Source organism: Streptomyces sp. BK79, from assembly GCF_044142145.1.
GTDB lineage: Bacteria > Actinomycetota > Actinomycetes > Streptomycetales > Streptomycetaceae > Streptomyces.
In genome coordinates this window covers 109,393-132,588 of the sequence record NZ_JBHVOC010000009.1, presented here as the reverse complement: position 1 = coordinate 132,588, position 23,196 = coordinate 109,393, and the positions used below count along the sequence as shown (strand labels likewise).

Annotated in this window: 22 protein-coding genes, 1 tRNA gene and 2 pseudogenes; 11 read left to right on the top strand and 14 right to left on the bottom strand. The window is 70.7% G+C overall.

All coding sequences use genetic code 11. From position 1 onward, the window contains the following. Window positions 1-31: 31 nt before the first annotated feature. Complete coding sequence (locus ACFIF2_RS13585) at window positions 32-223, top strand: hypothetical protein (RefSeq protein WP_395572858.1); 192 nt, start codon at window positions 32-34, stop codon at window positions 221-223. A gap of 30 nt (window positions 224-253) precedes the next feature. On the opposite strand, the gene ACFIF2_RS13580 is transcribed toward ACFIF2_RS13585, so the two are convergent. Genes ACFIF2_RS13580 through nth form a run of 3 tightly spaced genes read right to left on the bottom strand, consistent with a single transcriptional unit; the run spans window position 254 to window position 3,249 of the window. After that, entirely contained in the window at window positions 254-1,453 is a 1,200-nt protein-coding gene (locus tag ACFIF2_RS13580) for a MarP family serine protease (RefSeq protein WP_395572857.1), read from the bottom strand. A 46-nt stretch (window positions 1,454-1,499) separates the two neighbouring features. Beyond that, complete coding sequence (locus ACFIF2_RS13575; protein ID WP_395572856.1) at window positions 1,500-2,261, bottom strand: NUDIX hydrolase; 762 nt, start codon at window positions 2,259-2,261, stop codon at window positions 1,500-1,502. 52 nt (window positions 2,262-2,313) lie between these two features. Beyond that, window positions 2,314-3,249, bottom strand: a complete 936-nt coding sequence (gene nth, locus ACFIF2_RS13570; protein ID WP_395572855.1) for an endonuclease III — start codon at window positions 3,247-3,249, stop codon at window positions 2,314-2,316. A 369-nt stretch (window positions 3,250-3,618) separates the two neighbouring features. On the opposite strand from nth, the gene ACFIF2_RS13565 reads away from it, so the two are divergent. Beyond that, entirely contained in the window at window positions 3,619-4,293 is a 675-nt protein-coding gene (locus ACFIF2_RS13565; protein ID WP_019329813.1) for a Crp/Fnr family transcriptional regulator, read from the top strand. Window positions 4,294-4,304: 11 nt separating this feature from the next. On the opposite strand, the gene ACFIF2_RS13560 is transcribed toward ACFIF2_RS13565, so the two are convergent. From ACFIF2_RS13560 to ACFIF2_RS13540, 5 genes are all read right to left on the bottom strand, one after another. Beyond that, window positions 4,305-5,147, bottom strand: a complete 843-nt coding sequence (locus tag ACFIF2_RS13560) for an MBL fold metallo-hydrolase (protein WP_395572854.1) — start codon at window positions 5,145-5,147, stop codon at window positions 4,305-4,307. After that, complete coding sequence (locus ACFIF2_RS13555; protein ID WP_395572853.1) at window positions 5,144-6,061, bottom strand: NUDIX hydrolase; 918 nt, start codon at window positions 6,059-6,061, stop codon at window positions 5,144-5,146. Before ACFIF2_RS13555 ends, ACFIF2_RS13560 begins: the two co-directional genes overlap by 4 nt. A 47-nt stretch (window positions 6,062-6,108) precedes the next feature. Beyond that, a complete protein-coding gene (locus ACFIF2_RS13550; protein WP_395572852.1) occupies window positions 6,109-7,122 on the bottom strand; it encodes an alpha/beta fold hydrolase in 1,014 nt (337 codons plus the stop codon). Between the two features lie 318 nt (window positions 7,123-7,440). Further along, complete coding sequence (locus ACFIF2_RS13545; protein WP_053134697.1) at window positions 7,441-7,908, bottom strand: RidA family protein; 468 nt, start codon at window positions 7,906-7,908, stop codon at window positions 7,441-7,443. After that, on the bottom strand, window positions 7,905-8,066 hold the full coding sequence (locus ACFIF2_RS13540; protein WP_003975360.1) for a DUF4177 domain-containing protein: 162 nt from the start codon (window positions 8,064-8,066) through the stop codon (window positions 7,905-7,907). The genes ACFIF2_RS13545 and ACFIF2_RS13540 overlap by 4 nt, the downstream gene beginning before the upstream one ends. A 141-nt stretch (window positions 8,067-8,207) precedes the next feature. Between ACFIF2_RS13540 and ACFIF2_RS13535 the strand changes: the two genes are divergently transcribed. Together ACFIF2_RS13535 and ACFIF2_RS13530 are read left to right on the top strand one after the other, a co-directional pair. Further along, window positions 8,208-9,185, top strand: coding sequence for an ArsA family ATPase (locus ACFIF2_RS13535; protein ID WP_395572851.1), 978 nt, complete (start codon window positions 8,208-8,210; stop codon window positions 9,183-9,185). Continuing rightward, window positions 9,182-10,639: an ArsA family ATPase gene (locus tag ACFIF2_RS13530; RefSeq protein ID WP_395572850.1), complete on the top strand. Its 1,458-nt coding sequence runs from the start codon at window positions 9,182-9,184 to the stop codon at window positions 10,637-10,639. Before ACFIF2_RS13535 ends, ACFIF2_RS13530 begins: the two co-directional genes overlap by 4 nt. Window positions 10,640-10,668: 29 nt before the next feature. Here the strand turns inward: ACFIF2_RS13530 and wblA are convergent, their stop codons facing one another. After that, complete coding sequence (wblA, locus tag ACFIF2_RS13525) at window positions 10,669-11,007, bottom strand: transcriptional regulator WblA (RefSeq protein WP_188185285.1); 339 nt, start codon at window positions 11,005-11,007, stop codon at window positions 10,669-10,671. A 460-nt stretch (window positions 11,008-11,467) separates the two neighbouring features. Here wblA and ACFIF2_RS13520 point away from each other — a divergent pair, with 460 nt between their 5' ends. Next, on the top strand, window positions 11,468-13,771 hold the full coding sequence (locus ACFIF2_RS13520; protein WP_395572849.1) for a transglycosylase domain-containing protein: 2,304 nt from the start codon (window positions 11,468-11,470) through the stop codon (window positions 13,769-13,771). A 73-nt stretch (window positions 13,772-13,844) separates the two neighbouring features. On the opposite strand, the gene ACFIF2_RS13515 is transcribed toward ACFIF2_RS13520, so the two are convergent. Next, window positions 13,845-14,309 (bottom strand): GatB/YqeY domain-containing protein, encoded by a 465-nt coding sequence (locus ACFIF2_RS13515; protein WP_395572848.1) that lies wholly within the window; start codon window positions 14,307-14,309, stop codon window positions 13,845-13,847. Between the two features lie 141 nt (window positions 14,310-14,450). On the opposite strand from ACFIF2_RS13515, the gene ACFIF2_RS13510 reads away from it, so the two are divergent. The 3 genes and pseudogenes from ACFIF2_RS13510 to ACFIF2_RS13500 all read left to right on the top strand — a co-directional run bounded on the left by ACFIF2_RS13510 (window position 14,451) and on the right by ACFIF2_RS13500 (window position 16,490). After that, window positions 14,451-15,380 (top strand): metallophosphoesterase, encoded by a 930-nt coding sequence (locus ACFIF2_RS13510; RefSeq protein ID WP_395572847.1) that lies wholly within the window; start codon window positions 14,451-14,453, stop codon window positions 15,378-15,380. 221 nt (window positions 15,381-15,601) lie between these two features. Next, window positions 15,602-16,382, top strand: a pseudogene (locus ACFIF2_RS13505) (Pr6Pr family membrane protein). 34 nt (window positions 16,383-16,416) lie between these two features. Next, window positions 16,417-16,490, top strand: a tRNA-Pro gene (locus ACFIF2_RS13500). Between the two features lie 95 nt (window positions 16,491-16,585). Here the strand turns inward: ACFIF2_RS13500 and ACFIF2_RS13495 are convergent. After that, window positions 16,586-17,341, bottom strand: a pseudogene (locus ACFIF2_RS13495) (site-specific integrase); the annotation flags it as partial. A gap of 55 nt (window positions 17,342-17,396) precedes the next feature. Further along, a complete protein-coding gene (locus ACFIF2_RS13490) occupies window positions 17,397-18,008 on the bottom strand; it encodes a hypothetical protein (protein WP_395572846.1) in 612 nt (203 codons plus the stop codon). A 1,189-nt stretch (window positions 18,009-19,197) separates the two neighbouring features. On the opposite strand from ACFIF2_RS13490, the gene ACFIF2_RS13485 reads away from it, so the two are divergent. Beyond that, the gene (locus tag ACFIF2_RS13485) at window positions 19,198-20,253 is read left to right on the top strand and encodes a YaaC family protein (protein WP_395572845.1); all 1,056 of its coding nucleotides are present in this window, start codon (window positions 19,198-19,200) and stop codon (window positions 20,251-20,253) included. A 285-nt stretch (window positions 20,254-20,538) separates the two neighbouring features. Here ACFIF2_RS13485 and ACFIF2_RS13480 read toward each other — a convergent pair whose 3' ends face one another. After that, the gene (locus ACFIF2_RS13480) at window positions 20,539-20,841 is read right to left on the bottom strand and encodes a DUF3040 domain-containing protein (RefSeq protein ID WP_395572844.1); all 303 of its coding nucleotides are present in this window, start codon (window positions 20,839-20,841) and stop codon (window positions 20,539-20,541) included. Between the two features lie 222 nt (window positions 20,842-21,063). Beyond that, a complete protein-coding gene (locus tag ACFIF2_RS13475; RefSeq protein WP_395572843.1) occupies window positions 21,064-22,194 on the bottom strand; it encodes an amidinotransferase in 1,131 nt (376 codons plus the stop codon). Between the two features lie 177 nt (window positions 22,195-22,371). On the opposite strand from ACFIF2_RS13475, the gene ACFIF2_RS13470 reads away from it, so the two are divergent. Together ACFIF2_RS13470 and ACFIF2_RS13465 are read left to right on the top strand one after the other, a co-directional pair. Next, window positions 22,372-22,869, top strand: coding sequence for a DUF2975 domain-containing protein (locus ACFIF2_RS13470; RefSeq protein WP_395572842.1), 498 nt, complete (start codon window positions 22,372-22,374; stop codon window positions 22,867-22,869). Beyond that, window positions 22,869-23,153, top strand: coding sequence for a helix-turn-helix domain-containing protein (locus ACFIF2_RS13465; protein WP_395572841.1), 285 nt, complete (start codon window positions 22,869-22,871; stop codon window positions 23,151-23,153). The genes ACFIF2_RS13470 and ACFIF2_RS13465 overlap by 1 nt, the downstream gene beginning before the upstream one ends. Window positions 23,154-23,196: the final 43 nt, after the last annotated feature.

The following is a 23,196-nucleotide window of genomic DNA, read 5'->3' as shown; positions in this document are numbered from 1 at the left end:
TCGACCTTGAGGCGGGGGCACACGTCCGGTTATGGGCTGGACGCACGACTACAGTGACGTAGCACGCGACGGCCGCTCCACGAGCGGCGTGAGCAGCACCCACCGACGAGGAGGCACCCCGCAACTGGCGGGTGCGGACCCGCGGGTGGGCATTCCGCGCATCCTGCGCCGCCGGGCCCGCTGGGTCTCCGTACGCCTGCGCCATCCACGCGGCGAGAGCTGACACCGGCGCCCCTGCCGGGCCGCGAGGCTCTCAGAGCGCGCAGCTGTCGCTGTCCACCTGCTGGCCCGCGGCGCGGCCCTCGGCGATGTCCTCGCGGATCTCGTCCGCGGTGAGCGCGTAGCCGGTCTCGGCGTCGTCCAGCGACTTGGCGAAGACCACGCCGTACACCTCGCCTTCGGGGGTCAGCAGCGGTCCGCCGCTGTTGCCCTGACGGACGGTCGCGTAGAGCGAGTAGACGTCGCGGTGGACGGTGCCGCGGTGGTAGATGTCCGGGCCGTTGGCCGTGATGCGCCCGCGCACGCGCGCGGCACGCACGTCGTACGCCCCGTTCTCCGGGAAGCCGGCGACGATCGCGCCGTCGTCGCGGGACGCGTCCTCGTCCGCGAACCGCAGCGCGGGCGCGTCGAGTTCCGGCACGTCCAGTACGGCGACGTCGCGCCGCCAGTCGTAGAGGACGACCGTCGCGTCGTACTTCCTGCCCTCGCCGCCTATCTGCACCGTGGGCTCGTCGACGCCGCCCACGACGTGCGCGTTGGTCATGACGCGGCGGTCGTCGAAGACGAAGCCCGTGCCCTCCAGGACCTTGCCGCAGTCGGTGGCGGTGCCCATGACCTTGACGATGGAGCGCTTGGCCCGCACGGCGACGGGGCTGTTCGCCAGCGCCGGGTCGGGTGGCTGGACGTCGGTGATCGGCTCGTTGGAGAACGGGCTGAAGACCTGCGGGAAGCCGTTCTGCGCGAGGACGGAGGAGAAGTCCGCGAACCAGGTGTCGGCCCGCGCGGGCAGCGCCCGGGAGACGCCCTGGAGCACCGTGGACCCGCGGACCTCCTTGCCGAGCGTCGGCAGCGTGGTGCCGGCCAGCGCGGAGCCGATCAGCCAGGCGACCAGGAGCATCGCCACGACGTTCACCAGGGCGCCGCCGGTGGCGTCCAGGGCGCGGGCCGGGGACCAGGTGATGTACCGGCGGAGCTTGTTGCCCAGGTGCGTGGTGAGGGCCTGGCCGACGGAGGCGCAGACGATGACGACGACGACCGCGACGACGGCGGCGGTCGTGCTCACCTCCGCCTTGTCCGTCAGGGCGTCCCAGAGCACCGGCAGCAGATAGACGGCGACGAGGCCGCCGCCGAGGAAACCGGTCACCGACAGGATGCCGACGACGAAACCCTGGCGGTAGCCGACGATCGCGAACCAGACGGCGGCCAGCAGCAACAGGATGTCCAGCACGTTCACCGATCAGGTCCCGCCTCGTCGTCCTACGCTCACACCGGTCACCCTGTCATGACCGCCAGTCCAACGGGACCTGCTTCTCCCTGTCCCAGGGCCGCTCCCAGCCCGCGAAGTGCAGCAACCGGTCGATGATGCCGGCGGTGAAGCCCCACACGAGGGCCGATTCGACCAGGAATGCCGGGCCCTTGAAGCCGCTGGGGTGGACGGCGGTGGCCCGGTTGGCGGGGTCCGTGAGATCCGCCACCGGGACGGTGAAGACCCGCGCCGTCTCGTTCGGGTCGACGACGCCGACCGGGGTGGGCTCGCGCCACCAGGCCAGCACCGGTGTGACGACGAAGCCGCTGACCGGGATGTAGAGCTTGGGCAGGACGCCGAAGAGCTGTACGCCGGCCGGGTCCAGCCCGGTCTCCTCCTCGGCCTCGCGCAGGGCGGCCCGCAGCGGTCCGTCGCCCTGCGGATCACCGTCCTCGGGGTCGAGGGCACCGCCGGGGAAGGCGGGCTGTCCGGCGTGGGAGCGCAGCGTGCCGGCCCGCTCCATGAGCAGCAGCTCGGGACCTCGGCCCGCGCCGGGGGCACCCGCAGCGGAGCCGTCCGCACCGCGGCCGCCCTCGCCGGGGCCCTCGCCTCCGCCGAACAGGATCAGCACGGCGGACTGGCGGCCGGCTCCGTCCTCCGGCGGCAGGAAGCGGCTCAGCTGTCTGGGCTGCACCGTCTCGACGGCCCGCACCACCGGGTCCAGCCAGTCGGGCAGGCCCTCCTTGCTGAGGATCCCGCCCCGGGCCCGTCCCTGCGTGTCGCTCGCCCGTGTCATCGCCACCCCCGTCCTGCCGTTTCCAACGCCCGACGCCCCTGAGATCGTTCCGTCACCCGGCCCCCAGCGCGGGCGCCGGCTTCCCGCCCGCGTCCAGATACGCCTGCGGGGGCTTCAGCCGCTGTCCGGGGAAGCCGCCCTTCTCGTACTTCAGCAGCTTCGCCGCCTTCTCCGGGTCCGTCTCGCCCTCGCCGTACGCCGGGCAGAGCGGGGCGATGGGGCAGGCGCCGCAGGCGGGCTTGCGGGCGTGGCAGATGCGGCGGCCGTGCCAGATCACGTGGTGGGAGAGGTCCGTCCAGTCGCTCCTGGGGAAGAGCGCGCCGACGGCGGCCTCGATCTTGTCCGGGTCGGTCTCGGCGGTCCACTGCCAGCGGCGCACCAGGCGCTGGAAGTGCGTGTCCACGGTGATCCCCGGGCGGCCGAACGCGTTGCCGAGCACGACGAAGGCGGTCTTGCGGCCGACGCCGGGCAGTTTGACGAGGTCTTCGAGGCGGCCGGGGACCTCGCCGCCGAAGTCCTCCGCCAGGGCCTTGGACAGTCCTATGACCGACTTTGTCTTGGCCCGGAAGAAGCCGGTCGGGCGCAGGATCTCCTCGACCTCCTCGGGGTCGGCCGCGGCCAGGTCCTCGGGGGTCGGGTACTTGGCGAAGAGGGCGGGCGTCGTCTGGTTGACGCGCAGGTCGGTGGTCTGGGCGGACAGCACCGTGGCCACGACCAGCTGGAAGGGGTTCTCGAAGTCCAGCTCCGGGTGGGCGTACGGGTAGACCTCCGCCAGCTCGCGGTTGATGCGGCGGGCACGGCGGACCAGCGCGGTGCGCGACTCCTCGCGCGGCGGCCTCGCGGTGACGGTCTTCGCCGGGGCGACGCCCTTGACAGCGGCGGTGGCCTTCTTGGGCGCGACGGCGGGCTTCTTGGCGGGGGCCTGCTTCTTGGCGGGGGCCTGCTTCTCGACGCTCTTCTGGGTCTTCTTCCCGGTCGTCTTCTTCACGGCACCTTTCCCCGCGGTCACCCTCTTGGCAGGCGCCGACCGCTTTGTCGCTTTCGCCGTTTCCCTACCGCCATCGGGGCCCTGTTCGCCCACAGCGGAATCACGACGTACACCCACCCGCGCAGCCCCCTCGGCCTGTGCTCTCACCGGCGATTTGGACACCCGGCCAGCCTACGGCCCGGCACCGACATCCGCCCCGGACCCCGAAGATCGGCGCCCAATTGGACCCCTGCCGCGTACCCCGGGACACCAGTGCGGCATCCTTGTGACAGATCACACTGTTTGGACTGTCCGGCAAAATGGGCACCACGGACCCCTGGTACACCGGGGGAACAAGATCCTCTGAGCCGGTCGACAAGGAGAGAACTCGTGGACGACGTTCTGCGGCGCAACCCGCTCTTCGCGGCGCTCGACGACGAGCAATCCGCGGAGCTCCGCGCCTCCATGAGTGAGGTGACCCTCGCCCGCGGCGACTCGCTGTTCCACGAGGGCGACCCCGGAGACCGCCTCTACGTGGTCACGGAAGGCAAGGTCAAGCTCCACCGCACGTCCCCCGACGGCCGCGAGAACATGCTGGCCGTCGTCGGTCCGAGCGAGCTGATCGGCGAGCTGTCGCTCTTCGACCCGGGCCCGCGCACGGCCACCGCCACCGCGCTGACCGAGGTGAAGCTGCTGGCCCTCGGCCACGGCGACCTCCAGCCCTGGCTGAACGTGCGCCCCGAGGTGGCCACCGCCCTGCTGCGCGCCGTCGCGCGCCGCCTGCGCAAGACCAACGACGCCATGTCCGACCTCGTCTTCTCGGACGTCCCCGGCCGCGTCGCCCGCGCCCTGCTGGACCTCTCCCGCCGCTTCGGCGTGCAGTCCGAGGAGGGCATCCACGTCGTGCACGACCTCACGCAGGAGGAGCTGGCCCAGCTGGTCGGCGCGTCCCGCGAGACGGTCAACAAGGCGCTGGCCGACTTCGCCCAGCGCGGCTGGCTCCGCCTGGAGGCCCGCGCGGTGATCCTGCTGGACGTGGAGCGGCTGGCCAAGCGCTCCCGTTGAGCGCCCGTCCGCTACTCGGGCAGCTGGATGAGTCCGTGCTCGCCCAGGTACTCCAGCTGCGCCCGCACCGAGAGCTCCGCCGCCGGCCACAGTGAGCGGTCGACGTCCGCGTACACGTGGGCGACGACCTCCGCCGGCGTCCGGTAGCCGTCCTCCACCGCCGTCTCGACCTGGGCGAGGCGGTGGGCGCGATGGGCGAGGTAGTACTCCACGACGCCCTGCGCGTCGTCCAGGACGGGTCCGTGCCCCGGGAGCACCGTGCGCACCCCGTCGTCGGCCGTGAGCGACCTGAGCCGGCGCAGGGAGTCCAGGTAGTCGCCGAGACGGCCGTCGGGGTGGGCCACCACCGTCGTACCGCGGCCCAGGACGGTGTCGCCCGTCAGGACCGCCTGATCGGCCGGGAGATGGAAGCACAGCGAGTCCGCCGTGTGCCCCGGGGTCGGTACGACCCTCAGCTCCAGGCCGCCGACCCCGATGACGTCGCCGGCGGCCAGCCCCTCGTCGCCCAGCCGCAACGCCGGGTCGAGGGCCCGCACGTGGGTGCGCGTCAGCTCGGCGAAGCGCGCGGCGCCCTCCGCGTGGTCCGGGTGACCGTGCGTCAGCAGGGTCAGCGCGACCCGCTTGCCCGCCCGCTCCGCGGTGTCGACGACGCGCCGCAGGTGGGTGTCGTCCAGCGGGCCCGGGTCGACGACGACGGCCAGGTCGGAGTCGGGCTCGGCGAGGATCCAGGTGTTCGTCCCGTCCAGGGTCATCGCGGAGGCGTTGGGCGCGAGGACGTTCACCGCGCGCGCGGTGGCGGGCCCCGAGAGGACGCCGCCCCTCGGCTGGCCGGGCAGTGCGGCTGCGTCCGTCATGACGGGACTCCCCCGGTCGGGTCGGAAGGTGTCGCCGGCGTCTGTGCCGTGCGCGGGACGTGCTTGGTGAACTCGTCGTGCCCCGGCCAGGAGAGCACGACCTCGTCGTCGACGAGCCGCGCCCTCGCCAGCACCGGCGTCATGTCGCGGCCCGGTGCCGACGCGAGCGCCTCGGCCGCCGTACCGCACCGCGCGAGGGCGCGCAGGGTCGCGACGGTCGGCGGCATCATCAGCAGCTCGCCCCTGTCGTACCCGGCCGTCGCCTCCGCCGGGGTGATCCACACCGTGCGGTCGGCCTCCGTGGAGGCGTTGCGGGTGCGCTGGCCCTCGGGGAGGGCGGCCACGAAGAACCACGTGTCGTAGCGCCGGGCCTCGAACTCCGGGGTGATCCAGCGGGCCCAGGCGCCCAGCAGGTCGGAGCGCAGCACGAGACCCCGGCGGTCCAGGAACTCCGCGAAGGACAGCTCACGGGCGACCAGGGCGGCCCGGTCCGCCTCCCAGTCCGCGCCCGTCGTGTCGCCGACCACCGAGTCCCCGGTCGGACCGGCGAGCAGGACGCCCGCTTCCTCGTACGTCTCCCGTACGGCCGCGCAGACGATCGCCTGGGCGCCCGCCTCGTCGACGCCGAGCCGGTCCGCCCACCACGCGCGCGGGGGGCCCGCCCAGCCGACGGCACGGTCGTCGTCGCGCGGGTCGACCCCGCCGCCCGGATAGGCGTACGCGCCGCCGGCGAACGCCATGGAGGCGCGGCGGCGCAGCATGTGGACGGCGGGTCCGCCACCGGTGTCCTTCAGGAGCATGACGGTGGCCGCGCGCTTCGGGGTGACCGGGGTGAGGGCGCCGGCCGCCAGCGCGCGGATGCGGTCGGGCCACTCCGGGGGGTACCACTGACCATTCGCCTGACCATTCGCCATGGCCGGAGGCTATCCGGTGACGGGCGGATGTTCGAGTGGCGCCCGGGTCAGGCCGGCAGGTCGCGCAGCCAGTCGGTCAGCAGGCGGTTGGTCTCCTGCGGGCGCTCCTGCTGGAGCCAGTGGCCGCAGCCGTCGAGCAGGTGGGAGGCGGTCAGCCCGGGGAGAGTGGCGGGGTACGCCTCGATCGCGTCGGACAGCCAGGTGGTGGACGCGTCCAGGGCGCCGCCGAGGAACAGGGACGGCTGCGTGATCGGGGCACCCCGGTGGCCCGCCAGGTCGGCCCAGTCGCGGTCCATGTTGCGGTAGCGGTTGAGGGCGCCGGTCAGCCCGGTGCGCTCGAACTCCCCGGCGTAGACGTCGAGTGCCTCCTCGGTCAGCCAGGAGGGCAGCCGCCCGTCGGCCGGGAAGCGGTCGCGCAGCCGGCCGCCGGGGGCGACGAAGTGCGGGTCCGGCGCGCGGGGGGCGGGCATGGTGTCGGCGGACAGGGCGGCGTAGAACCCGGCGAGCCAGCCGCGCACGTCCGGCTCGATCTCCGCCTCGGCCCGACCGGGCTCCTGGAAGTACGAGACGTAGAACTCCTGTCCCGCGAACGGGCCCGCCGGGTCGCTCATCGAGGCGAACACCTCGCTGGGCTTCGGGCCGCCCGGCGGGGTGTACGGCACGCTCAGCAGGCCCACCGCGCGGAACACGTCGGGCCGCAGCAGCGCCGTGTGCGCGGCGATGGTCGCGCCCCAGTCGTGTCCGACGATCACGGCGGACCGCTCGCCCAGGGCCTCCACCACGGCCACGTTGTCCGCGACCAGGTCGAGCATCCGGTACGCCGACACCGCGTCGGGCCGGGAGGAGCGCCCGTAGCCGCGTACGTCGATCGCGGCGGCGCGGAAGCCCGCGGCGGCCAGGGCGGGCAGCTGGCGGCGCCAGGAGTACCAGGACTCGGGGAAGCCGTGCACGAGCAGCACCAGCGGGCCGCTGCCCTGCTCGACGAGGTGGATCCGGCCGGCCGGTGACGGCACCAGGCGGTGGACGGGACGGTCGGGGTCGATCGCGGGGGTCTGCGGCATGCTTCCTCCTGGCGCGCACGGTCGGTCCGGTGCCGCGACGGAGCCGGACCGGCGCGGGGCCGGCACCGCTCCGTACGGGGCACCGGAAGCGATCCTCCGGCGGCCCGGCACGGGAGGCGAGGTTTGTTGCCGGCCTGGCAACCACCACCCCGCGCGGGCGCCCGCCGGGCGACCCGCACCTCCCGTCGTCGGCCCGGGTTCCCGGCAGCCACCCGCTCGGGCGCCCGCGCGGGCGCGCTTTCGCGGGCGCGCTTTCGGCGGGCGGGGGAGCCACCGGTCCGGCCCGGGCACCCCAGGGCCGGGCCGTGCGGCGTGCGGCTACGCCTGGACGAGTTCCACCTGGACCTCGACCTCGACCGGCGCGTCCAGCGGCAGTACCGCCACGCCGACCGCGCTGCGGGCGTGGACGCCCTTGTCGCCCAGGACCTCGCCGAGGAGTTCGCTGGCGCCGTTGATCACGCCGGGCTGGCCGGTGAAATCGGGGGCGGAGGCGACGAAACCGACGACCTTCACCACGCGCGCGACGCGGTCGAGGTCACCGGCGACGGACTTCACCGCGGCCAGGGCGTTCAGCGCGCAGACGCGGGCGAGTTCCTTGGCCTCCTCGGCCGTGACCTCGCCGCCCACCTTGCCGGTGACCGCGAGCTTGCCCTCCACCATCGGCAGCTGGCCGGAGGTGTAGACGTACGGGCCGGACACCACGGCCGGCTGGTACGCGGCCAGCGGCGGCACGACCTCCGGCAGCGTCAGGCCCAGCTCGGCCAGCCTGGCCTCGACGGCGCTCACGCCTGCTTCTCGCGCTTCAGGTAGGCCACGAGCTGCTCGGGGTTGTTCGGCCCGGGCACGACCTGGACGAGCTCCCAGCCGTCCTCGCCCCAGGTGTCCAGAATCTGCTTCGTGGCATGGACGAGCAGCGGCACGGTTGCGTATTCCCACTTGGTCATGTGGCCGACTCTAGCCGTTGCCCGGCGGCCCCTCGGAGGCCGACCGCGCGGGCGCCGCCCGCCGCCTTTCCCCCGCCTTCTCCACCACGTTGTCCACAGCCTCCCGCGTACTCGGCGCGCGAACTGGTTACGCTCGAATACGTGAGCAGGCTCCAGGTCGTCAGTGGCAAGGGCGGAACCGGCAAGACCACGGTGGCCGCGGCCCTCGCGCTGGCCCTGGCCACCGAGGGGAAGCGCGCGCTTCTCGTCGAGGTCGAGGGTCGCCAGGGCATCGCGCAGCTCTTCGAAACGGAGGCGCTGCCTTATGAGGAGCGCAAGATCGCCGTCGCTCCCGGGGGCGGGGAGGTGTACGCACTCGCCATCGACCCCGAGTTGGCCCTTCTGGACTACCTCCAGATGTTCTACAAGCTGGGCAGCGCCGGACGGGCCCTGAAGAAGCTCGGCGCGATCGACTTCGCGACCACCATCGCGCCCGGGGTCAGGGACGTCCTGCTGACCGGCAAGGCGTGCGAGGCGGTGCGGCGCAAGGACAAGAGCGGGCGGTTCGCGTACGACTACGTCGTCATGGACGCCCCGCCGACCGGCCGCATCACGCGGTTCCTCAACGTCAACGACGAGGTGGCCGGTCTGGCGAAGGTCGGCCCGATACACAATCAGGCGCAGGCGGTGATGCGGGTGCTGAAGTCGCCGGAGACCGCCGTGCACCTGGTGACGCTGCTGGAGGAGATGCCGGTCCAGGAGACCGCCGACGGCATCGCCGAGCTGCGGGCGGCACGGCTCCCGGTGGGGCGGGTCGTCGTCAACATGGTCCGGCCCGCGGTGCTGGACGCCGCCGAGCTGGACCTCGTACGCGCCACCCCGCGCACGGCGCTCGCCCGTTCCCTGTCCGGGGCCGGGCTCGGCGGGGCGCGGCGCGGCGGGCACGCCGAGCGGCTGGTGGACCCGCTGCTGGCGCAGGCCGAGGAGTACGCCGAGCGGTACGCGCTGGAGGAGGAGCAGCGGGCCGTCCTGACCGACCTGGGCCTGCCCCTGCACGAACTGCCGCTGCTCGCCGAGGGCATGGACCTGGCGGGCCTGTACGAACTCGCCCACGAGCTGCGGAAGCAGGGGATCGCATGAGTCCGGACCCGGCCACCCGCCCCCAGGAGGGCGCGCGACGGCTGACCCCCGCGCGGGTGCTCGACGTCGACCCCCTGCTGGAGGACCCGAAGACGCGCATCGTGGTGTGCTGCGGCTCGGGCGGGGTCGGCAAGACGACCACCGCGGCGGCCCTGGGCCTGCGGGCGGCCGAGCGCGGCCGCAAGGTGGTCGTCCTCACCATCGACCCGGCCCGCCGGCTCGCCCAGTCCATGGGCATCGACTCGCTCGACAACACGCCGCGCCGGGTCAAGGGCGTCGACGACGCGGCGGGCGGCGAGCTGCACGCCATGATGCTCGACATGAAGCGCACCTTCGACGAGATCGTCGAGGCGCACGCGGATCCCGAGCGGGCGGCGGCGATCCTGGGCAACCCCTTCTACCAGTCGCTCTCGGCGGGCTTCGCGGGCACGCAGGAGTACATGGCGATGGAGAAGCTGGGGCAGTTGCGGGCCCGGGACGAGTGGGACCTCATCGTCGTCGACACGCCGCCGTCCCGCTCGGCGCTGGACTTCCTGGACGCCCCCAAGCGCCTCGGTTCGTTCCTGGACGGCAAGCTGATCCGCGTCCTGCTGGCCCCGGCGAAGGTCGGCGGCCGGGCCGGCATGAAGTTCCTGAACGTCGGCATGTCGATGATGACGGGCGTCCTGGGGAAGGTGCTGGGCGGGCAGTTCCTGAAGGACGTGCAGACCTTCGTGGCCGCGATGGACTCCATGTTCGGCGGCTTCCGGACCCGCGCGGACGCGACCTACAAGCTGCTCCAGGCGCCCGGGACGGCGTTCCTGGTGGTCGCGGTGCCCGAGCGGGACGCGCTGCGGGAGGCCGCGTACTTCGTGGAGCGGCTGGCGGCCGAGGACATGCCGCTGGCCGGTCTGGTGCTCAACCGGGTCCACGGCAGCGGCGCCGACCGGCTGTCGGCCGAGCGGGCGCTCGCCGCCGCGGAAAATCTTGAGGATCCCCGCATTGTGGATCAGGACGACGGGAAAGCTGGACTTCGTAACTCTCCCGACACACACGGTAGTTCAGACTCCCCCGAGCGCCCTTCGCAGCCTTCGCCCGGGGCCACCCCGGAGAATCCCGAGGCTCCCGACCCCGTGGAGGACACACCGAAGGACACATCGGTGGAGACTGCCGCGGACCCAGCGGTGGAGACGGCCGCGGGCCCAGTGGCGGAGACGGTGGTGGACGCGGCGGTGGACACACCGGAGCGGTCCGTCGACCAGCTCACCGCGGGACTGCTGAGGCTGCATGTGGAGCGGATGCACCTGCTCGCCCGCGAGCAGCGCACGCGTGACCGCTTCACCGCGCGCCATCCCGAGGTGGCGGTCACCGAAGTGGCCGCGCTGCCCGGCGACGTGCACGACCTCGCAGGTCTGCGCGACATCGGGACCCGCCTCGCGACGGGCCGGCCCGAGCTGCCCGAGCCGAGCGCCTGATCCGGCCCCGGACCGGCGGTCCGGCCGGCTCAGCCCACGGCCGCGTAGTTCTCGTACACCTCGTCGTCGTCGAGGGGCACGATGCCGGCCCCTCGTTCGTACTCGGTCCGCGCCGTCTCCAGCAGCCGGCGCCAGGAGGTCACGGTCGGCCGCCTGCGCAGCAGTGCGCGGCGCTCCCGCTCCGTCATGCCTCCCCACACGCCGAACTCGACGCGGTTGTCGAGCGCGTCGGCCAGGCACTCGGTCCGCACCGGACATCCGGTGCACACCGCCTTGGCCCTGTTCTGCGCTGCTCCCTGAACGAACAGTTCGTCCGGATCGGTAGTGCGGCAGGCGGCCTGCGCACTCCAGTCGGTTACCCAGCCCATACCGGCGCCGTCCTCTCCCGAATCGAGGCTCCCCCACGGCGGCAGCGGCATATTCACCGCCGCCAGTTGAGGACGTTACGGAAGGTGGGCACAGCGCAACACCCCCTTCGGGCCCAATCTTGAATGGCCCGAACGGACTATGGGTAAGCGGCAGATCACCCGGGGGAGTGAGCTGGCGACATACGCGACGATCCCGGCATTAGGGTCATCTCTGTTGCGCCACAACGGACACCGACTGACACACAAGGCGTATTCGGACACGCATCCCACACGCCGCGACACGCGCCGGCACACCCCAACGCGCCCCCCAGCGGGGCCCCTCGGAAAAAAATCGAGCGGATCCGGAACGATTCGGGGTCGCCGGACGTATTGATACATGGCCGCACTGCTGTGACAGTTGAGTGCAGCTTAGGCCAAGGCATATACGCGTGTCCGGCGAATGAGAACGTAGGCTGCCTCCATGCCAAAGAAGCGCTCGGGCGGTGGTCTGTCGCCAACGCAGCAGGCCGCCAAGTTCCTCGGTGTCAGTGTGCTCGCGGGAGCTGTGCTGGCCGGTATCGCGTTGCCCGCCGTGGGCGCGCTGGGGCTGGCCGCCAAGGGGTCGGTGGAGAGCTTCGACGCCCTCCCGGCCAGCCTGAAGACTCCCCCGCTGAGCCAGCGGACCGCCATCCTCGACGCCGAGGGCGGCACCATCGCCACGGTCTACTCGCGCGACCGCACGGTGGTCGCGCTGAAGGACATCTCGCCGTACATGCAGAAGGCGATCGTCGCGATCGAGGACTCGCGCTTCTACGAGCACGGCGCGGTCGACCTCAAGGGCGTCCTGCGCGCGCTCAACAAGAACGCGCGCAGCGGCGAGGTCTCCGAGGGCGCGTCCACGCTCACGCAGCAGTACGTCAAGAACGTCTTCGTGGAGGAGGCCGGCGACGACCCGACGAAGGTCGCCCAGGCCACCCAGCAGACCATCGGCCGCAAGATCCGCGAGCTGAAGCTCGCGATCCAGGTCGAGGAGGAGCTGGGCAAGAAGAAGATCCTCGAGAACTACCTGAACATCACCTTCTTCGGCCAGCAGGCCTACGGCATCGAGGCCGCCGCCCAGCGCTACTTCTCGAAGTCCGCCAAGGACCTCAACGTCCAGGAGTCCGCCCTCCTGGCCGGCATCGTCCAGTCGCCCAGCCGGTACGACCCGGTCAACGACGAGGCCGAGGCCACCAAACGGCGCAACGTCGTCCTGGCGCGCATGGCGCAGGTCGGTGACATCTCCCAGGCGGAGGCCGACGAGGCGCAGGCCAAGCCGCTCGGGCTGAAGGTCAGCCGCCCCAAGAACGGCTGCATCACCGCCGTCAAGGGCGCGGGCTTCTTCTGTGACTACGTGCGCGCGGTGTTCCTGAGCGACCCGGTCTTCGGCAAGACCAAGGAGGACCGGGCCAAGATCTGGAACCAGGGCGGTCTGACGATCCGCACGACCATGGACCCGCAGGCCCAGGAGTCGGTGCAGCAGTCGGTCAAGGATCACGTCTACACCAGCGACGAGGTGGCGACCGCGGCCACCATCGTGCAGCCCGGCACCGGCAAGATCGTCGCGATGGGCCAGTCCCGCCCGTACGGCATCGACGTCAAGCAGGGCGAGACGACCCTCAACCTGTCGGTCGACAACGACATGGGCGGCGGCGCGGGCTACCAGCCCGGTTCGACGTTCAAGCCGATCGTGGCCGCCGCCGCCATCGAGGGCGGCATGCCGGCGACCAAGTCGTACTCCTCCCCGTACGAGATGGAGTACCCGAGCCCGGTCGCGACCTGCGGCGGCAAGAACTGGGTGAACACCGAGGGCGCCGAGCTGGCCAACGAGAACGAGTCGGAGGTCGGCCCGTACGACATGCGGGAGGCGACCGCCAAGTCGGTCAACACCTACTACGTGCAGATGATCAGCGACATCGGCATCTGCCCGGTGACGCAGATGGCCGAGAAGATGGGCGTCGAGCGCGCCAACGGCAACAAGCTGGAGCAGACCCCGTCCATCGCCCTCGGTGTCACCGAGGTGTCGCCGCTGACGATGGCGAGCGCGTACGCCGCCTTCGCCTCGCGCGGCATGTACTGCACGCCTGTCGCCATCGAGTCGATCAGCCAGCGGGTCGGCAACAAGACCAAGTCCCTCGAGGTCCCGAAGTCGACCTGCTCGCGGGCCATGTCGGAGACGACGGCCGACACGATCAGCACGCTGCTCAAGGGCGTCGTCGAGGACGGTACGGGCACCGAGGCCGGCCTCGACAGCCGTCCCAGCGCCGGCAAGACCGGTACGACCGACGAGCGCTTCGCCGCCTGGTTCGTGGGCTACACGCCCAACCTCGCGGGCGCCGTGTGGGTCGGCGACCCGAAGCACGAGCGGAAGATGGTCGACATCACCATCGGCGGCGTCCCGCACGACAAGGTCTTCGGCGGCCGGGTCCCCGGTCCGATCTGGCGGGACATGATGTCGGGCGCCCTGGAGGGCAAGCCCGTGGACCAGTTCAACATCGTGGACATCCCGGACTCCGCCGACAGGGACAAGGGCAGCGGCGACGAGGACGGCGGCCAGGACGACGGCGGCAACGGTGACAACGGCGACAACGGCGGCGGGGACAACGGTGACGGCGGCGTCATCGGCGGCCTGATCGACGGCGGCACGGGCAACGGCGGCGGCGACGGCGACGGCGGTGGCTTCCCCGGGACCCTCTTCCAGGGGCAGGGCAACGGCGGGAACGGCGGCGGCGGACGCCGGGACTGAGCCCCCTCCCCCCTGTCGAAGACCGACGGCCCCTTCCTCCGTGGAAGGGGCCGTCGGTCTGTGATGGGCGGGGTCAGCCCGCCAGCAGCTTCTTCACCGCGGCGGCGACCCGGCCGCCCTCCGCCTGCCCGGCCACCTTCGGGTTCACGATCTTCATGACGGCGCCCATGGCCCGCGGCCCCTCGGCACCCGCCGCCCTGGCCTCCTCGACGGCCTGGGCGACGATCGTGTCCAGCTCGTCGTCGGACAGTTGCTTGGGCAGGTAGGCGGCGAGCACCTCGCCCTCCGCCTTCTCCCGCTCGGCGCTCTCGGGGCGCCCGCCCTGCGCGAAGGCCTCGGCGGCCTCGCGGCGCTTCTTCGCCTCGCGGGTGATCACCTTCTGCACCTCGTCGTCGGAGAGCTCACGCTTCTCCTTCCCCGCGACCTCCTCCTTGGTGATCGCGGCGAGCGTCAGCCGGAGCGTCGAGGAGCGGAGCTCGTCGCGCTCCTTGATCGCGGCGTTGAGGTCGTCCTGCAGCTTCGACTTGAGCGTGGTCATGGGTCCGATTGTCGCAGGTGCGACAGCCACGACGCCTGCCGATTAACGGGCCCGCGCGAGCCGGGCCGACGATCCCCCGCCCGCCCCCGCGCAAGCCGACGCGCCGCCGCCTCCCGCCACCGCTTCTGACACGATGGACGCATGCGCGCGCGATACGGAGTACCCCTGGGAATCACGGCGGTTGGCGCCGCCGGTCTGGTCTACGCGGCGGGCTTCGAGGCCCGTTCCTTCCGCCTGCGACGGGTGACGATCCCCGTCCTGCCCTCCGGCATGCGCCCCCTGCGCGTACTCCAGGTCTCCGACATCCACATGGTCGGCGGCCAGCGCAAGAAGCAGCGCTGGCTGCGCTCGCTGGCGGGTCTGCGCCCGGACTTCGTGATCAACACCGGCGACAACCTGTCCGACCCGAACGGCGTCCCGGAGGTCCTGGACGCGCTGGGCCCGCTCATGGAGTTCCCGGGCGCCTACGTCTTCGGCTCCAACGACTACTACGGCCCCAAGCTGCGCAACCCCGCGCGGTACCTGATCGAGAAGGCCCAGGGCCGTCACGGCCTCAACGGCAACGCGCCCGCCGTGGGCGTCGTCCACAACCCGTGGGAGGACCTCCGCGACGGCTTCGACGCCGCCGGCTGGCAGAACCTCACGAACACGCGCGGCACCCTCAAGGTCGAGGGCGTGTCCGTCGAGCTGACGGGACTGGACGACCCGCACATCAAGCGGGACCGGTACGCGGAGGTGGCCGGCGGCCCGTCCGGCACGGCCGACTTCTCGATGGGCGTGGTCCACGCCCCGTACCTGCGCGTCCTGGACTCCTACACGGCGGACGGCTACCCCCTGGTCCTGGCCGGCCACACGCACGGCGGCCAGCTGTGCGTCCCCTTCTACGGCGCCCTGGTCACCAACTGCGACCTGGACACGGACCGCGTGAAGGGCTTGTCCACCCACACGGCCGAGGGCCACACCTCCTACCTCCACGTCTCGGCGGGCTGCGGCACGAACCGCTACACCCCGGTCCGCTTCTTCTGCCCCCCGGAGGCGACGCTGCTGACGCTGGTGGGTCGGGAGCGGTGAGCGGGAAGGGGTAGCCCGGTCGGGACGGACCAAGGCGGGTCAGGGCGGGCCAGCTCGCATCAAGGCGGGCCAGGCGGTTCCAGGCAGGTCAGGGCGGGGCAAGGCGGATCCAGGCGGGCCAGGGCGGACAAGGCGGGTCAGGTGAGGAAGGCCGGATGGGCGGGTAACCCACACGGCCCATCCACATAGCCCACCTCGCCCGAAATGCCTACTTTGAGGCCATGACAGCCCCGATACCCCGGGACATCCCGGAGATCCCCGCGCTCCCGGGCCATCCCGCCCTGCTGCCCTCCCCCGTCCCGGCGACGGCCGTCCTGACCCCCGTACGCCGCCCGCTGACCGCCACATTCCGCCTCCTCACCGCCCTGCTGGCGTTGTCCGGCGTGACGATCGAACTGGTCCTCGGCGGCCCGCCCACCAGAACCCTGAGCCACTTCACGGTCCAGGCCGCCCTCCTGCTGGCCCTGGTCACGCTCGCCTCGGCCCGCTGCGCCTGGTCCGCCCACCACCCCCTGCCGGGCGCCCTGACCGGCGCGGCCCTGCTCTACGTCACCGCCGCCGGCCTCGTCCACCACCTGCTCCTGGCCAACGGGGCGAGCCCGTACACCGTGCCGGACGGCGCCGACGGCTGGCACACGATCGCGACCCACATCCTGCACACGGCAGTCCCGGCCGCCGCACTCCTGGACTGGCTCCTGCTCACCGCCCCCGGCCGACTGCACCTGCGCCAGGCCACCGCGTGGCTCCTCTACCCCCTGGCCTACCTGGCCTTCTCCCTGGCCCGCGGCGAGCTCCTCATCCCCGGCACCCAGGGCCGCTACCTCTACCCCTTCCTCGACGTCGACCAGCACGGCTACCGAGGCGTCCTCGGCAACGCCCTCCTCATCGGCCTCGCCCTCTACGCCCTGGCCGTCCTCCTCGTGGCCCTGGACCACATCCGCCCGAACCCGCTGCGCCGCCGCTGGTGAAACCGGATTTCGCCTCCGGCTCCCGGTGGGCTAAAGTAAACGACGTCGCCGCGACGAGCAGCGACAATCGGGGTGTGGCGCAGCTTGGTAGCGCGCTTCGTTCGGGACGAAGAGGTCGTGGGTTCAAATCCCGCCACCCCGACAGAGAAACAGCAGATCACCCAGGCTACTCACGTGAGTAGCCTGGGTGATCTGCTTTGTGCGTGTCTATCTGCGTGACTACCGGTTCCCGCATGTCTACAGCCGCTGTGGATCAGCGCCGAAGATCCCGTCCATGACCACGGCGCCGGTCTGGATCACGGGCCGGATCTGCTTCCGGTAGACCTCCTCGGTCACGGCCGTCCCGGAGTGCCCGACGAGCCGGGAGATCACTTCCAGCGGGACGCCACGGTCGGACAGCAGGGACACGAAGCTGTGCCGGAGCTCCCGGGGCGTCCACTCGTCGGCCTTGACCCCGTCGATGCCCTTGAGCGCCTGGCGGAAGGCACGGCGGACGTTGGCCGCGTCCAGCGGCTTGCCCACGGCCGAGGAGAAGACGAGCCCGTGTTCCTCCCACTCGTCGCCGGCCGCCAGCCGGTCCCATCCCTGATCTTCGAACTGCTGCCAGAGGGCTTCGACGCAGCGCGCCGGCAGAGCGAGCGTACGCCGGGACTTCCGAGTCTTGGTGTCCCCGCCCCGCCGGACCGAGCGCCACACCGCGATGTGCGGAGGCTGTGGCGGGTCCGCGTCCGGCTTGCCCTTGAGGAAGACGTGGTCCCAGGTGAGTGCCCGCAGCTCCTCGGTACGGGCACCGGTCAGCAGGGCGACGACGATGTACGCGTACATCGAAGTCCCCTCGGCGCCCTTGAGTACGGCCTCGGCCTGAGCGAAGGTGAGCGCCTTGGAGGGGCGTCCGGCTTGCCCCTGGGGCACCGAGCACAGCTCGACGACGTTCCGCTTCACCTTGTCTCGGGCCATGGCCCGCTTGACCGCGCGATTGAGGCACGAGTGGATCGGTGTGGCCCTGTGCGAACCCCGCGCGCTTGACCGCCAGCCGCTCCGGTGTGCACTACTCAGCCGCAGAGACCGCCCGGAGCAAGAAAAGACAATCGCTTCCGAAGTCCGTCAGGATCCACATCTCGCGTGGATCGTCATCATTCATAGCCACTCTGCCTAGACCGTCGTCCCTGACGATTCCCTCTGCGGCGAGGCGAGCGATCGAGGCATCCAGCACCTTGGCGAACCCAGGAAGTTCGGTGAGGATCTCCGGCTGCCTCCACCCGGGGAACCGCTCTTGGTACCAACCTTCTGGCGTCGGGACTGTCTCCTTAGCGAGGACTTCAAGGAGCTTGACCTCCGGGGCCTCGATAGCAGCGAGGCCACGCACGCGGAGACGCTCTGCGTCGACTGTGGCCTCGTCGCGCACCCCTCGTCCCAAGCACCTGCCGAGAGCAACGATCTTCTCTGCTAGAGGTGTCTCCATAGCGGCCTGAACAGTCTCCGACAGCAAAGCCAGCAGATCTGGGCTGGTCTCGATCGTCTGAACAAGCCGGTCTAGAGACCTCTGTGCCTCCTCTGAGCCCGCTCGGAGCGCTCGTGCCGCTCGTTCCTCGCGACGCGCGCGCTCTTTTTCGATGAGTTGCAGGATCGGGGCGTCGACGTACTCCTTGAGGGGCTGCACCGATCGCTGCCCGGAGTTGCAGCATTGCCAGGTCCAGCTGATAGAGATCGAGTTTTTCGCGGCCGAAGTAGAGAAAGCCTCCGTCGGGATAGAAAACACGCAGCCCATACCCTACTGTGCCGAGCCCGTTCTCTGGAGTGAGCAACGCCTTGCCGGCCGAGATATACCAATCCGATAGGGCGATAGCATCTGGCGTCATGAGCTGGTCGAGACGCTCGTCTACATGCTCGAAGGGGTCACGGACTTCCTTCGTCAGCCGGATGATCTCCGCGTCAGCGGCCTTGCCCAACAGATCGCGCAAGCGTTGGCCTCGCCGCCGAGCGAAGTCGCGGGATTCCTTCGGAGTCTTGTGGTGTGGGTACTGACGGACCCCTCCCGGGTGAAGGATCCGTTGAACGATGATCGCCGCAAACAGAGCGGCTTGCAGCGCAGACCACACCTTCGCATCAGTTGGTGAGCACTCAGCCGCGGCCCGTCGCCAGGCGAAGGCGATGTTGTTGTTGACGATGCCGGCCTGCCGATCCAGCTCGTCTAGGTACACCATGTCCCGTAGCGCCTCGGACGCGACAGGGTCCGCGCCCTTCAGCGAGCGCATGGGGATACGTCGTTGTTGCAGGTGAGGGATCGAGACTCTGTCCGCCATGAATTGAGCATCCCGGAGGCGAGCCGCACAATCCACTGATTTCAATGTGCCCGTGGGGATCGCCGCACCACCGGAGCATCACTCATGCCAGAAGGCCGCGGTCAACTGCAGCCGACCAGCAGCAGCCCCTCTGCCCAGGTCAGGGGCCCTTCCAGCACGCTCGGCGCGACAGTCCTGATCTGCCCAAGTCAAACCGGTCGTTCGTATAGGTCCAGGCGTTGCACGGCCCGTGCGAGGCCGATGATGCTCCTTTGAAGGGTGTGCCAGAGTCGGCACCCGTAGACCGTCGTGAGCGACTCGGTTGATGTGGTTCCATCCCAGACAACACCGATCAGAAGGCTTCTGACGTCCACGGCTGACATCAACGAGGCCGGACAGCGGCACACAACGGCGCCCTGGGTGACCATCGGGCCAGCCGACGACAGCACCAGAGGCAAGCGTTGATCGAACTCTAAAGCGGTGGTCGGCTTCGGGCTACGTCCTTACGTCTGCCGTCCGCTGGAGGCATCGCCACGGCGGTGTGCTCTGCACTGGCAAGATGGGGCAATGGTTCGCAGGCCGTATCCCACGTACCGTGATCAGACGTACCCCGCGACAGCGGCAGTATGGAGGGCCATACGAGAGCTCCGCCCAGAGCCGCCAGGGTATGCGGGCAAAGGCCCGCGCCAGAAGCTCTTCAGCGCAGCACTGGAGCAGTCGGAGCAACTCTTCACCGCAGCTGCCTCGGTTGGACCGGCTTCCAGGCCCCTCGTACTCTTCTACGGCCTGAGCCAGGCAGGCAGGGCCATCGCAGCGTGTGCACCCGTCCCCGCCGACAAATGCCGCCTGAACGGCCATGGAATCGCCGCCGCCCAGATGGACCAGCCAGACCTAGGCTCGGTCACCGTCAAAGACAAGGGCGCAGCCGGAACGCAGTCGTTCACTCAAATTGCGGCGATGCTCGGGTCACGATCACTGCCTGACGAAGCCCGTCTCGCGGACGTGTGGGCGTCCATCTTGGAAGTGAGTCTCTGGCCTTTGCAGTCGACAACGCGTCCGCAGCTCTCAGTCAGTAGAGAGACGCATCAAGGAGACCCGAACACCTTGCAGGCGATGGTTTCCGGCTTGCCTGGAAACCTCCAAGACCACGCGAGCCCGCAGGACCGTGAGCAGGCTGTACGTGCGTGGCTCGCCGACTATCCGTCGTTGACGGGCTACCGCTTCCGGTCGATTGGCGCTATCCCTGATAGCGGGCCGGATAGCTGGGATTCGATGCAAGGCACGATCGGCTGCCGCCTGGTATGGGACGTGGTAGGTGGAGAGGAGGCCGCCAAGCGTAGGTTCGAGGACATCGCGCCGTGGAAGGGGCGCAGCCTCTCAGACTCCACACGAGTGATCCACGCGCGATTCGGCGGTGACGACCGTGTGCTCCACCCTCTGTTGGCCTGGTGGGCGGTGCTCTACGCACTTTCAATGCTTGCTCGCTACCAGCCAGGCCAGTGGACTGCACAGATCGACGTGAACCGCAGCAAGGATGCTGTAGCGATCGAGTACCTCTTGGACAGCGCCCTTGCCGCGGTGCCTGAGTTGATCCTCGCCGCGATCGATGAGGTGACTACCTAGTTCCGAGCCCCAGGTGGCGGCCGGCGCTGAGTGTCTAACTGCGTGGCAACGCCGACGAACCGCGGCGGACGAGCGTGGACGCCTACGGACCATCAGGCCAGGTGAGAGACGCACCAACTCAAGGCGGCGCCCCACGCAAGTTGCTTCGGGACGAAGAGGTCGTGGGTTCAAATCCCGCCACCCCGACGCTAATCAGAGGGCCTGGTGTGCATGTTGCGCACCAGGCCCTCTGTCATGTCCGGCGGGCGTCGGGCGGCTCTGTTCTCGGCCGGGTGTCGAGGGTGGTCACCGGGGCCAGGAGCGGGGTGGGGGGTGGCGGGGTGGGCGGGTGTGGCGGTGGGGGTCGAAGAGGTCGCCGGCCACGCCGGCCAGGACCAGGCCGGCGGCGAGGAGCAGGCCGTTGGGGAGGGTCAGGCCGGCGGCCAGTAGCGCGAGGGCGGTGGTGAGCAACAGCCAGGCCCGCCGGGGGCGGTACTCGCGTGGTGGGTGGGGGTGGCCGGCGTCGAGGGCGCGGGCGAAACGTGGGTCGTCGTGGTGCAGGTGGGACTCGATCTCGCCGAGTTGTCGTCGGTCGTCGGGTCCGGACAACGGTGTCCTCCTCCCCGGCGCGGGCGGGCGGGCGGGCAGGCCGTCTGGTCGCCTTGCCGGAACCTCACATCACTCGTGGAACGTCAGTCGTACGTCACGAGAGGTGGCTCAGGTACAGGTACAGGTACAGCCTCCCCGGCACCGGGGGTGGGGGCCATCCGGTGCGGAGCTCAGAAGGGGTGGGTCGCGACCTGTAGGGGCGTACCTCTTGGGGTGGAGGATTCAGTCGACGTACGACTCCAGCGTGCCCCGGCGTCGTACGTCGAGGGTCGCGCAGTGGAAGCCGCCGCCGAACGGGGCGTAGTGCAGGAGGTCGCACGGGATGGGGTCGAAGCCCCAGCGTTCCAGCGCGCGCAGCATGCCGGTGTGGTGCCGTTCCGCGATCACGCGTCGGCCGTCGAGCACGAGGACGTTCATGCTGAGCCACTTGCCGCACATCGACGTGATCTTGAGCAGGCGGTCGTCGATCGGGTCGGGTTCGGGAGCGGTCAGGATCTCCCAGGAGGAGAGGACGTCGGGGAGGCGGTCGACGTCGACGTACTCCGGGTTGATCAGGGCCCTGCCCGGCGCGAGGGGGACGAACGTCGTGTCGATGTGCATGGGGGTGCGGCAGCGGCTCTCGATCTCGTGGACGCGGTAGCCGGGGCCGAGGTGGCGGCGCAGCCACTCGATGCCCATGCGGTTGGTGACGTTGCTGCGGGTGACGAAGAGGTCGCGTCCGGCGCGGACGAAGTCCGCCGCGTCGAAGACCGGCTCGAACTCGGTGAGGATGTGGCGCATCGGCTCACCGGCGCGGGGGACGCGGAAGTCCGGTTCGAAGAGTTCGTCGGTGAGCTGGGGCCTGGGCGCGGACGTCCAGCGCGCGCCGCGGCGGAAGTAGTCCTTGAGGATCGTGCGGTAGGAGTGGGTCTCGAAGTAGCGGCACGGCCAGGCCATCGGGGTCTCGATGATCTCGTCGCCGACGACGAGCAGGCAGTCGCGCGGGCAGGTGTTGCAGAACCCGCGTGACGACCAGTCCGGGGTGGCGAAGCGGCGACGGTGGTCGACGGGGTCCGGGCGGATGACCGTGACGCCGAGGGATCGCAGGAGGGCGATGAAACCGTCGAGTTCCTCCTGCGCCCGCTCGATCAGCGGGCGCGGGTAGCGAAAGCCGGCGGCAAGTCCCTGCAACCGGGCCGCCCACGGTGGGACGTTGCAGGTCACGACCGGGTGGTCGGAGGGGATCGTCGCGCCCTCGAGCCGCCCGACGACGACCTCCTCCAGCGGGTCCCACTCGTTGTGGGAGCTGACCGGCGAGACGGCTGGTTCCGCCGTCTCCACAGCATCGACATCGGGTTCCTGTGCCATCACCATGACTGACCGCTCCCGAGTGCTGGCCCTGCGTGACCTCTCCGTGTCTACGGGGTGCCCCGAACCGGCGGCATGACACCCGCCGGTTCGGGGGAGAGCTTGCCGGAGCTATCGTTTTTCGATAGGTTTCCATCGTAGGTCGATGGAAGGCTTCATCGTGGATCGATTGAGGGAGGGGCGATGGGACAACTGACCGTACTCGCGCTGCGTGGCGTGATCGGGGTACTGCTCGGCGGGGCGGTGTTCATCCAGACGGTGCTGGTCTGGCTGCTGGCGGCCGGGTCGAGCGATCCCGACGCCGCGCTCGCGGACGTACGCACGCCGGTCTTCCTGATCGTCGTGCTCGGGGCGCTGGCCGCCGAGACCGTGCTGGTCTGCGTCTGGCGGCTGGTGACGATGGTGCGGCGGGGCACGGTGTTCTCCCTCGGCGCCTTCCGGTACGTCCATGTCGTGATCGGCGCCTTCGTCGCGGCCGCGCTCCTGGTCTTCGCCCTCGGGGTCGTCCTGGCGCCCGGTGAGGCCGTCGCGCCCGGTGTCGTCCTCCTGCTGGGCGGGGTCGCCGTGGCGGTCCTGGGGGTCGCGCTGGTCGTGCTCGTGCTGCGGATGCTGCTCGCCCAGGCCGTCGCGCGCGACATCGAGGCGGCCCGGATGCGGGCCGAGCTGGCCGAGGTGATCTGATGCCGATCGTCGTCGACGTCGACGTGATGCTCGCGAAGCGCAAGATGTCCGTCGGCGAACTGGCGGAGCGCGTCGGGATCACGCCCGCCAACCTCGCGGTGCTCAAGAACGGCCGTGCCAAGGCGGTCCGCTTCACCACGCTCGCCGCGCTCTGCGAGGTGCTCGAGTGCCAGCCGGGAGACCTGCTCCGCTACGAGGCGGCGGGGGCTCGGACGGGCGTGGGGGGCAAGGGCGCGGGGAGCGCGGGGGCGGGGGTGGGCGCGGGGCCGGGCGCCGGGGAGTGACGCGGGCCGCGGTGCGCAGGACGGCGGTACGCGGGGGGGGGAC

What these genes read in the sequence shown, in the direction of transcription:
- ACFIF2_RS13585 (WP_395572858.1), top strand. Translation starts at nt 32, where the DNA reads ATGGGCTGGACGCACGACTACAGTGACGTAGCACGCGACGGCCGCTCC.
- ACFIF2_RS13575 (WP_395572856.1), bottom strand. Translation starts at nt 2,261, where the DNA reads ATGACACGGGCGAGCGACACGCAGGGACGGGCCCGGGGCGGGATCCTC.
- ACFIF2_RS13560 (WP_395572854.1), bottom strand. Translation starts at nt 5,147, where the DNA reads ATGACGGACGCAGCCGCACTGCCCGGCCAGCCGAGGGGCGGCGTCCTC.
- ACFIF2_RS13555 (WP_395572853.1), bottom strand. Translation starts at nt 6,061, where the DNA reads ATGGCGAATGGTCAGGCGAATGGTCAGTGGTACCCCCCGGAGTGGCCC.
- ACFIF2_RS13550 (WP_395572852.1), bottom strand. Translation starts at nt 7,122, where the DNA reads ATGCCGCAGACCCCCGCGATCGACCCCGACCGTCCCGTCCACCGCCTG.
- ACFIF2_RS13540 (WP_003975360.1), bottom strand. Translation starts at nt 8,066, where the DNA reads ATGACCAAGTGGGAATACGCAACCGTGCCGCTGCTCGTCCATGCCACG.
- ACFIF2_RS13530 (WP_395572850.1), top strand. Translation starts at nt 9,182, where the DNA reads ATGAGTCCGGACCCGGCCACCCGCCCCCAGGAGGGCGCGCGACGGCTG.
- wblA (WP_188185285.1), bottom strand. Translation starts at nt 11,007, where the DNA reads ATGGGCTGGGTAACCGACTGGAGTGCGCAGGCCGCCTGCCGCACTACC.
- ACFIF2_RS13520 (WP_395572849.1), top strand. Translation starts at nt 11,468, where the DNA reads ATGCCAAAGAAGCGCTCGGGCGGTGGTCTGTCGCCAACGCAGCAGGCC.
- ACFIF2_RS13515 (WP_395572848.1), bottom strand. Translation starts at nt 14,309, where the DNA reads ATGACCACGCTCAAGTCGAAGCTGCAGGACGACCTCAACGCCGCGATC.
- ACFIF2_RS13510 (WP_395572847.1), top strand. Translation starts at nt 14,451, where the DNA reads ATGCGCGCGCGATACGGAGTACCCCTGGGAATCACGGCGGTTGGCGCC.
- ACFIF2_RS13485 (WP_395572845.1), top strand. Translation starts at nt 19,198, where the DNA reads ATGGTTCGCAGGCCGTATCCCACGTACCGTGATCAGACGTACCCCGCG.
- ACFIF2_RS13475 (WP_395572843.1), bottom strand. Translation starts at nt 22,194, where the DNA reads ATGGTGATGGCACAGGAACCCGATGTCGATGCTGTGGAGACGGCGGAA.
- ACFIF2_RS13470 (WP_395572842.1), top strand. Translation starts at nt 22,372, where the DNA reads ATGGGACAACTGACCGTACTCGCGCTGCGTGGCGTGATCGGGGTACTG.
- ACFIF2_RS13465 (WP_395572841.1), top strand. Translation starts at nt 22,869, where the DNA reads ATGCCGATCGTCGTCGACGTCGACGTGATGCTCGCGAAGCGCAAGATG.